This is a genomic window from Actinomycetospora sp. (assembly GCF_036497585.1).
Taxonomy (GTDB): Bacteria; Actinomycetota; Actinomycetes; order Mycobacteriales; family Pseudonocardiaceae; genus Actinomycetospora.
The window spans coordinates 1-2,249 of the sequence record NZ_DASXJD010000267.1; the positions used below are offsets into that span (position 1 = coordinate 1).

General features: G+C 71.5%; 3 protein-coding genes and 1 tRNA gene. 2 read left to right on the plus strand and 2 right to left on the minus strand.

From position 1 onward, the window contains the following. The coding region (locus VGH76_RS27215; protein ID WP_422653089.1) for a DUF7144 family membrane protein at positions 1 to 192 on the plus strand (192 nt) is incomplete at its 5' end. On the opposite strand, the gene VGH76_RS28125 is transcribed toward VGH76_RS27215, so the two are convergent. Further along, positions 128 to 553: a DUF389 domain-containing protein gene (locus VGH76_RS28125; protein WP_414637830.1), complete on the minus strand. Its 426-nt coding sequence runs from the start codon at positions 551 to 553 to the stop codon at positions 128 to 130. The two genes, VGH76_RS27215 and VGH76_RS28125, sit on opposite strands and share 65 nt — an antisense overlap. A 379-nt stretch (positions 554 to 932) precedes the next feature. Here VGH76_RS28125 and VGH76_RS27220 point away from each other — a divergent pair, with 379 nt between their 5' ends. After that, positions 933 to 1,619 (plus strand): class I SAM-dependent methyltransferase, encoded by a 687-nt coding sequence (locus VGH76_RS27220; RefSeq protein WP_331559897.1) that lies wholly within the window; start codon positions 933 to 935, stop codon positions 1,617 to 1,619. A gap of 2 nt (positions 1,620 to 1,621) precedes the next feature. Here VGH76_RS27220 and VGH76_RS27225 read toward each other — a convergent pair. Continuing rightward, positions 1,622 to 1,695: transfer RNA gene (locus VGH76_RS27225), tRNA-Arg, on the minus strand. Positions 1,696 to 2,249: the final 554 nt, after the last annotated feature.

Genomic DNA, 2,249 nt, shown 5'->3' on the forward strand with positions numbered 1-2,249 from the left:
TTCGCCGCGGGCTTCGGGGTGATGGCCGGACGGCTCTGGGCGCGCATCGTCGGGATCGCCCTGGCTCTGCTGAGCGCGATCGTGAACCTGGCGTTCATCGCCGCGTACCCGCTGTGGGCGATCGTCGTCATCGCCGTCGACGTCGCGGTGATCTACGCCCTGGCGACCAACCGCCGCGGCGAACCGGCCTGACGGCGGGCCCGGCGCCGTGGGCCACCGGCTCGCTCGACGCCTTCGCCGACGCCGGGTCTGACCGGGCCGAGCGCTGATGCTTGCGGGTGCCGCGGAGGTCACCTCCTGCTGGCGGCACCCGCGATGGCGCGGGCGCGCCGATCAGGTCGATCAAGTCGGGGCTGACCCGGGAGGCGACCTGGGCGTTGGTGGCGGCGACGACCGGTTCCGGCACGAGCAGCCCGAGCAGGAAGCCGAGAGCCACCACGAGCGCGGCGCCGGCCAGGACGGTGGCGATGCCACGGATCACCCGCGCCCGGTCGGCGAGGACGACGGCCAACGCGGCGCCGAGGATGGGAGTCATCAGCGGGGCGACGATCATTGCACCGATCACGGTGGCATCCGAGTCGGCGACGACCCCCACGCCCGCGATGATCGCTGCCAGGATCAGCAGGACCCAGAAGGCCGACTGTTTGCGTCTGCTCGAGAAAGAGTCGGTCGGCCATCCGATCGATGTCCGCGCCGGACACCCTCGCGGTGCCGTGTACCCCGGCCCCGGTGGTCACGCCCGATCCATCCCCACGCCCATCGGCCCAGCGTCGGCGCACCGGCACGCAGCGGCCTCCCCCGTTGCGGGTGAGAGCGACGCCCGAATGTTCTCCTTCGGGGTGCCGCTCTACCTGGTGCTCCACGTGCGAGACGGACTGGGGCAGTCCGGTGGCCGTGACACCCCGGTGCCGGCCGGGCCCTAGCGTGCGGTCGTGGCCGAGCCGGGAGACCTGGGTGCGACGAGGGCCGGGTACGACGCGATCGCCGAGGGGTACGCGAAGCTCTTCCGTGCCGAGCTCGCGGATGCCCCGCTCGACCGCGCGCTGCTCGCCGCATTCGCCGAGATCGTGCATCGCGAGCACGGTGACGCCGAGGTCCTCGAGGTCGGCAGCGGGCCGGGGACGGTGGCGGCGCACCTCGATCACCTGGGGCTGGCGGTGCGGGGAATCGACCTGTCGCCGGCGATGGTCGGCCTGGCCCGGCGTGCGCACCCGACGATCACCTTCGAGGTCGGCGAGATGGGCGACCTCGACGTTCCCGGCGCCGCACTGGCCGGCGTCGTCGCCTGGTACTCGCTCATCCACGTCCCGCAGCCGCGGCGTGCCGCTGTCCTCCGTGAGTTCCGCCGGGCCCTGCGGCCCAGCGGGCACGTGCTGCTCGCCTTCCAGGTCGGCGACGACACGCTCCACCTCGAGCAGGCGTTCGGGCACGAGATCGCGCTCGACTTCCACCGGCTCCGTGCCGACGACGTCGTCGCCCTGCTGCACGGAGCGGGCTTCGAGGTGACCGCCCGTCTGGAGAAGGCGCCCGAGGGGGGCACCGCTGCGACGAGGGTGCCGCAGGGCTTCGTGATGGCAAGGAAGCCCGGGCCGGGCGATGGGCACGGCCCTCCGGCGTGAGGTGCCCCCGGCAGGACTCGAACCTGCGACCTTGGCATTAGAAGGGCCTTGCTCTGTCCGTCTGAGCTACGGGGGCCGGCGCCTGACAGGGTACGGGGGCGCGTCGCGCGACCGCCTCGCGACCGGCGGCCCGGAGCGGGCGGGGTCCGTACCGGGGCAAACGGCGGCTGACCTGCCCGGATCGGCGCGGTGACCCCCCGGTTGCGGCCGCTGGGAGCGGGCCGGCGTAGTCTTCTCGTCGCTCTCGGGGAACGGACGCGGACAGCGGCCGGCCGGAGCCAGGACCGCGGGACATCGCTCCCGGGTCGGTCCGCGACAGATGAAGACTCGATCGGTGTCCGCCTGCTGCGGCGGAACGGACACGGTCGGCTCGGTCGTGCCTGCGGACGGGCCTCACCGGGGTTCACCCCCCGGAAACGCCCCCGAAAGCGATCGTGTACGGTGGGAATCACCGCGAACGGGATCGCCGGGAAACCGGCGGGTTCGGCGCGTGTGGTCGTCCTTTGAGAACTCAACAGTGTGCTGACGTTTTGTGTGCTTTGGCCCCGACTTTTTGTTGGGGTTTCTTTGAGTGCAGTTGTTTTGTCAGGAGAGGGTTTTGTTCTCTTCTAACGTTTTTTGTTGGAGAGT